The organism is Bacillus sp. JJ1503, assembly GCF_036965125.1.
Taxonomy (GTDB): Bacteria; Bacillota; Bacilli; order Bacillales; family Cytobacillaceae; genus Cytobacillus.
In genome coordinates, this window is the sequence record NZ_JBALOZ010000075.1 from 1,604 (window position 1) to 8,263 (window position 6,660).

5 protein-coding genes are annotated in these 6,660 nt (G+C 38.2%); 2 read left to right on the forward strand and 3 right to left on the reverse strand.

Translation table 11 applies throughout. From position 1 onward, the window contains the following. Window positions 1-300: 300 nt before the first annotated feature. The 3 genes from V7149_RS06800 to V7149_RS06810 form a co-directional block, all read right to left on the reverse strand. Entirely contained in the window at window positions 301-2,649 is a 2,349-nt protein-coding gene (locus tag V7149_RS06800) for an FdhF/YdeP family oxidoreductase (RefSeq protein WP_335344891.1), read from the reverse strand. A 178-nt stretch (window positions 2,650-2,827) separates the two neighbouring features. Further along, window positions 2,828-3,190, reverse strand: coding sequence for a DUF2294 domain-containing protein (locus V7149_RS06805; RefSeq protein WP_335344892.1), 363 nt, complete (start codon window positions 3,188-3,190; stop codon window positions 2,828-2,830). A 125-nt stretch (window positions 3,191-3,315) separates the two neighbouring features. Beyond that, complete coding sequence (locus V7149_RS06810) at window positions 3,316-4,578, reverse strand: L-lactate MFS transporter (RefSeq protein ID WP_335344893.1); 1,263 nt, start codon at window positions 4,576-4,578, stop codon at window positions 3,316-3,318. A gap of 355 nt (window positions 4,579-4,933) precedes the next feature. On the opposite strand from V7149_RS06810, the gene fdhD reads away from it, so the two are divergent. Together fdhD and moaA are read left to right on the forward strand one after the other, a co-directional pair. Beyond that, complete coding sequence (gene fdhD / locus V7149_RS06815; protein WP_335344894.1) at window positions 4,934-5,722, forward strand: formate dehydrogenase accessory sulfurtransferase FdhD; 789 nt, start codon at window positions 4,934-4,936, stop codon at window positions 5,720-5,722. A 20-nt stretch (window positions 5,723-5,742) separates the two neighbouring features. After that, window positions 5,743-6,660: GTP 3',8-cyclase MoaA (gene moaA, locus V7149_RS06820; RefSeq protein WP_335344895.1), on the forward strand; the 918-nt coding region annotated here is incomplete at its 3' end.

Below are 6,660 nucleotides of genomic sequence, written 5' to 3' on the forward strand. Positions count from 1 at the left end.
ACGTCGAGGGTAGGCGCTGTAGCTAGACATTTCTCAAATTCTAAAAAGTAATATTATTTACTATGTTCTATTATCAGCAAGTTATTTAACTATTTATAGATTGAATTATAACATGCTAATTTAACAGGACTATTTTAGTTATATTACAAAAATATTTCAATCAGCCCCATCCGTCGCCCAACTAAGGAAATCATTGGTAAAATATTATTAGAATATATGTTTTAAAACAAAAAAAGCTGATCATGCAGGCAAAGTATACTTTGCCTGCATGATCAGCCTATATAATAGAAGAAACTAGATTTAGCTCATACTCATTTCGAGTTCTTCAATTCTCTTTTCTAAATATTTTCGATCCTTTTGTGCATGGAACGTTTCTGCTTTTTCGAGAATAATCGTAGTATTGTATTCCGGAATTTCCGCATACTTCTCATACACGCCCTTAGGAAGCAGTACATTGCCTTCTGGCCAGAATACAGCGATATTACCTGATTTCACATCTTCAAATTTCGCTCTTCCCTGGTAAGTGCCGTAATTATTAAATGCAACGATAGCATCTCCTTCTTGAATATTAAGTTTCTCTGCATCGTCTGCATTCATTAAAATATCATAGCGATCTGCCCCATTGAAAGGATCTATTTCACTATAAACCATCGAATTGAATTGTTTTCCGCGTCTTGTTGTCACATAGAACTGGCCTTCCGTTTTCCGCAGCTCAGGAATTTCAATGGCCAGCAGGTTTCCTTTGCCATCAGGAGTAGGACAAACCCCGCCCTCGCATAACCAGGCTCCTCCCCATTGGAACACATCTCCCTTGTTTTTCAAATGCTGGATGCCATCATAATTTCTATTGGCTATAGAAATTTCATCACGAATTTCATCTGCATGTTTAAATTCAATTAGATGCTTTTTATCAGGATATACTCTTGATGCGAGGTCAACATAAATTTCCCATTCTGGTCTAGCTTCCTCAATTCTTGGCCCTTTAATCTCTGGACTAAAATATACCATTCTTTCTGTACTTGTGGATGTACCTCCACCAGGCTGCTCATATCGCGTCATCGCAGGTAATATAATGACCTCTTCTTTTGCATCCACTAGGGTAGATGTATTAAAAATGATATCCTGATGGACCCGCAGTTCAACATTTTCAAGAACCTCCTGAATAAAATGAGGATCTGGCATTGTTTCGAGGAAGTTTCCTCCACTTGTAAAAAAGAGCTTAACTTTTCTCGGATGATTCTCCGGCAGCATGATATTTTCCAATGTTTGACCTACTGTATCCCCCTGCCATCTAGGAACCGGGAATCCCCATAAATATTCCATGCGTTTTGCATTGAGCTCATCAAAATCACTTCCTGGAAGTACAAACGGGTCAGCTCCCATTTCACCTGATCCTTGCACCCCGCTATGTCCGCGGATTGGCATAACACCGCAATGCTCTCTTCCAATAAAGCCGCGAAGCATGGCAAGATTAGCCACTTGTGAAATATTATCCGTTGCAAAGCGATGTTGTGTTAATCCCATACTCCAAATGAAAACACCGGATTTTGATTTGGCCAGCAGCTCGGCAAACTCATACATTCTTTCCTTCGTTAACCCAGATGACTTTTCAAGCAGTTCCCAATCTTGATTCTTGAGATGGTCTTTTAACTCAGAAAAACCATTTGTATGCTCGTTGACAAAATCATGGTCAATCGCAGAGCCCGGAACTTTTTCCTCCATTTCAAACCAGTGCTTCATCACACCATTCATAAAGGCAATATCTCCGCCAATATTAACTTGATACACATCATCGACAATTTGTGTACCAAACAGTGCACTTTCCGGAATCGAAGGAATCCAGTAATTTTCCATTGCTGGCTCTCGATATGGGTTAATCATAATAATTTTTGTTCCCGCTTTTTTAGCTGCATACATATATTTAGTGGAGACAGGCTGATTATTTGCTGCAACAGAGCCCCAGAATATTAATACATCGGTACCGATCCAATCTTTATAATTACAGCTAGATGCTCCAATACCCAATGACCGTTTTAATGCTGTTTTACTTGGCGAATGGCATATGCGGGAAGCGTTGTCGATATTATTTGTTCCTAGAAACCGAGCTACTTTCGCAGCTGTATAGTAAACTTCATTCGTAATTCCCCTAGCAGTTAAATAGAATGCAAGCTGTTTAGGATCAATTTGCTTTATTTTCGCTGCAATCCTGTCTAAAGCTTCGTCCCAAGATATTCTTGTAAACTTATTTTCTCCTTTTTTTCTCGATAGAGGGTATGGAATTCTTCCAAGCTTCCGAAGCTGTGTACTGTCTAATTCCTTCAATTTATCTATATTTTCAAGCAACTCCGGGTCAATGGCCGGCATCGTGTTCAAGCGAAGAACATTCAATCTTGTTGTACATAAATGAGGACCCGTTAAAGTTTGGTCATAAAGCCCAGATACACCAAGGGCACAACCATCACACACACCTTGTGTCAGAATCCGATAAGCATATCCTAAATTATCTTTATTATCCCATGCTACCTTCATCGTATCTCTAATATGGTGAGGCTTTATCTTCCCAAGCCCCATTGGCGCCTTGCCAGCCCACAAGGATGGCTTTAAGGAAGTATCTAATTTGATTGGTCCTGTATGCTTAGTTGAACTCATGACAATCTTCTCCTTTTTCATTCATGCTGAATAATGAATTTTTTAATGATCGTAATTCTAATATCTATTTAACAGTTTTTTTCACAAAAAATACAAAAACCACCAGACACAAAAATTACGCATGTGTTTGGTGGTTAGTCTTTAGCAGGGTCGCTACCAAGTGCCAACTTCCTATTGACTATTTAGTTTTATACATTTCTTCAATGTTTTTATCAAAAACAAACACCGACATCCCAAAATCTCTTTCGATATCGATATCTACAAATAGGTCGATGAGTTTGGATTGCAAAAATTCCTCCATCTCGATTGGCTGATTCTTCTTATACATATCCTTTACCATTTCAGTTCTTGCAGCGCGGACCATTTGTTTTCCATCATCTGCACTTACAATAAACTTCTCAACTGGGGAGAGGTTTCCCTCCATTTCACAAATAGCCCAGTTTTTGCAAAAGGTAGTTGTTACTTTACTTGGTCCCTTTCCCATATGCTTTTTTCGAAAGGATCGGACAAGATTGCTAAATTCTGCTTCATATTTATTCATCAATTTCAACCCTTTAATTCCAGTATAATATTATGTTTAAGAATCATTCTTGTTTGTAAATACTTTATTAATATGTTGAAAGATTGATCCTATTATCCTAAGTTAAACAATTATTTTCAAAATTGTCAAACCGCAACATTTCGTGTTTCTGCTTGTTTTTGTCTGAGTTTTTTAATATCGAGTCGAATAAGGAGTGAAATCGCTAAAGCAACAGCAAACATCCCAGTGAAAACCATAAGACTTTGAGAATAGGAACCTGTCGTTTCACGAACCCAAGATGCAAACATCGGACCTGCTAACCCTGCTGCTGCCCATGCTGTTAATATATATCCGTGAATAGCACCAAGTTGCTTCGTTCCAAATAAATCTCCAATATAGGCCGGAATGGCTGCGAAGCCTCCGCCATAGCAAGTATAAATAATAGCTAAGAGAATTTGGAAAATAAGCGGATTGCTTGTCATCGTAACTAATGGAAACGCAATCACTTGTATTAAGAAAAATGTTGTATATGTATTTGGCCTGCCAATAAAATCTGAAATCGATGCCCAGCCAATTCGTCCAAGTCCATTAAATGCTCCTAGTACTCCTACAAGTGCGGCTGCAGCGACTGCATTTAAACCAATGCTCTCCTGTGCAAGCGGTGATGCAGCAGAAATAATCGCAATACCGCAAGTAACATTTATAAATAACATCAGCCATAAATAATAGAATCTCTTTGTTTTAATCGCTTCATTCGCAGTTAATTGTGATAGATCCTCTTTAAGCGTTTTCGTGCCAGCCTTTATTTTATCTTGGAAACCAGCAGGAACCCAGCCTTGCTTAGGCGGTGCAAGATACAGAGATGATACCATCATGATAATAAAATACGAGACTCCAAGTATATAAAAGGTATTAGCAATCCCAACAGCATCAATTAAGCTTTGCATGATAGGGCTGCTAATAAGAGCTGCGAAGCCAAAGCCCATAATAGCTAGTCCTGTCGCTAATCCTCTCCGATCTGGAAACCATTTTACAAGTGTTGAAACAGGTGCAATATAGCCAACTCCAAGGCCTATTCCTCCAAGAACTCCATAAAAAATATACAATAATGGCAATGACTCTAAGTTGATAGCTAATCCTGACCCTGTGATTCCAACACCAAAAAACATCGCAGCAAGCATCCCAGCTCTTTTCGGCCCATGCTTTTCAACGAAATGGCCTAAGAAAGCGGCGGATAATCCTAGAAATAAAATAGCTAAACTAAATGTAAAACTCACATCAGTTAAATCCCATCCGAATTGATTAACAATTGGCTTTGTAAAAACACTCCATGCATAAACAGAACCGATAGAAATATGAATTCCTACCGCAGATGCTGCAATCAGCCATCTGTTTTTCGCTTTTTTCATCCTCTCAACACCCCGATTAATATTATTTTGCAAGCCAAAAACAAAACCGTCAATTCCTCCTTGTCTAATAAACATTAGGAGGGATTGACGGTTAGCTACCAGCAGGAACGCTACTATACACCAACAGTTAATCGCTTACATAAAATGCTGTAACAGATATTAACCGATGACAGGTTCGCTATCTCGAATCAATAATTGTTACAAGTTTGTGAACTTTTCTAAATATTAACATCTTTCCTATTGGTATTCAACCATTATTAAGTTTTTCACTATGTTAGATTTTTTTACTATTGCTATATGAAAATTTTATGCTACTATTTGGGTAATTAAGTTAAGTATGGGCGGGTGAATGAATATGGCAGGTCAAATCAGCAATAACAGCTGGATTTACAGGTACGAGAATGGCATTTTACAAGAGAAGATGGATGAGATCGTGACTGAACAGCCTTTGACAATCATGTTAAATGGACAAGAATTTGCGACAATGGTTTGTACACCGGAAAATCTTGAAGAATTAACAATTGGCTTCCTCGCTTCGGAAGGATTTATCCGACAACAGGATGAGATAAAAACCATTAACATTGACGAAAGCAAGGGAATTTCTTATGTGGATTTACATGTTCCAGTTACAACCAGTCATGAATTTCACTCAAAACGATTTATTGGATCTTGCTGCGGGAAAAGCCGCCAGTTTTATTTTCACAATGATGCTCGTACGGCTAAGACCTCTACCTCCAAGACTACGGTAACTCCAGCTCAATGTCTATCCATCATGAGACAGCTGCAGGACAGCAGTTTAACTTTCCAAGAAACTGGCGGAGTGCATAATGCTGCCCTTTTCTCAGGAGAGGATATGATTATTAGCAGAACTGATATCGGAAGGCATAATGCATTGGATAAAATTTACGGTTACTGTATCCAAAATAAAATATCTGTAAAAGATAAAATTATTGCCTTTAGCGGAAGAATCTCATCTGAAGTACTATTAAAGGCTGCAAAAATTGGTGTTGGAATTATTCTATCAAAATCAGCCCCTACTAATCTTGCTATTAAATTAGCAGAGGATTTAAATATTACCGCTGTTGGATTTATAAGAGGAAACTCATTTAACGTTTATTCTCATTCACATAGGATTATAGAGTAATAAAAAGGAGGCGATCATACTTGATTTTACAGGATAAAAGAAACAGGCCGCTTAGAGATGTGCGAATCTCAGTAACGGACAAGTGTAATTTTCGCTGTACCTACTGTATGCCTGCAGAAATTTTCGGGCCCGATTACCCCTTTTTGAAAAAAGAACAGCTGCTAGCATTTGAAGAGATAGAACGGTTAGTTAAGATTTTTGCTAAAGCCTTCGAAATAAAAAAAGTCAGGCTTACTGGTGGAGAGCCTTTAATGCGAAAATCATTGCCTGACCTTGTGGAGAAAATCGCGCGAATCGATGGTATTGATGATATCGCCATGACGACAAACGGAGTATTACTGCCGCAATATGCAATGAATTTGAAAAAAGCTGGCTTAAAACGAGTTTCCATCAGTCTTGATTCACTTGATGACCATTTGTTTGGAAAAATCAATGGCAGAGGGGTAAAAGTACAAGAAGTTTTAAATGGAATTGAGGCAGCATCTGAAGCTGGCTTAAAAATAAAAATTAATATGGTTGTAAAAAAAGGCGTCAATGACCAGGAAGTTATCCCAATGGCCAAATTTTTTAAAGAAAAAGGCCATATTTTACGATTTATTGAGTTTATGGATGTCGGAAATACGAACCAGTGGAATATGGAATCTGTTTTTTCTAAAAAACAAATTCTTGATTCTATTCATCGTGTCATGCCGATTGAACCAATTGCGCCGAATTATTTAGGTGAAGTAGCGTCAAGATTTAGGTACTCTGGCTCTGAACAGGAATTTGGAATCATTTCATCAGTTACAGAGGCTTTCTGCTCATCATGCAATCGGGCTAGACTTTCAGCTGAAGGCAAGCTCTATACTTGTTTATTTTCTGGTGTAGGACACGATCTGCGCACAATCCTGCGTTCTGAGGAAGATGATTCAAAATTAGAAAAAATGATTACAGACATT